Genomic DNA, 431 nt, shown 5'->3' with positions numbered 1-431 from the left:
CTCTTGGATTATGGCTATGTAAAACTCTGCATGGTACATGATAATGTTTTGCAAGTTTCATTAACATGACTGAATATTTCCCAGTTAAATGTGAATGAACTATATCGTAATTACCCGTTTTCAAGATTGTACTCATCAGCTTATAAGAATCAATAAAATCTATTTTCTCTTTTCGGATTGGAAGAACCCATAAATTACACCCTTTTCCTTTTATTTCTTCTATATATGGTGATTCACGGTTGTAGAGCGAAATAAAATCTAATTGAAAATCATCTCCCTGAAGCTTTCTCACATAGTTCATTATTACGCTGGTTACACCATTGCTCACTCTCATGTTGGATATCAGGTAAAGAATTCTTGTATTCATGTTAATTATTCCTCTAAAGCTTATGTAACAATTTACTGCCAGAAAAACTTATACGGTACTGCTC

At 32.7% G+C, this 431-nt stretch carries 1 protein-coding gene; it reads right to left on the bottom strand.

The window, feature by feature from the left end; all coding sequences use genetic code 11:
• Nucleotides 1-367 (bottom strand): glycosyltransferase (locus tag JQM82_RS16120; RefSeq protein WP_235251433.1); only part of this gene is annotated, 367 nt, incomplete at its 3' end.
• Nucleotides 368-431 lie beyond the last annotated feature (64 nt).

The organism is Faecalicatena contorta (assembly GCF_021531995.1).
In the GTDB taxonomy this organism is placed as follows: domain Bacteria; phylum Bacillota; class Clostridia; order Lachnospirales; family Lachnospiraceae; genus Dorea_A; species Dorea_A contorta_A.
Note: the sequence above shows the minus strand (reverse complement) of the source record. Positions and strands in the feature narration are given on the sequence as shown.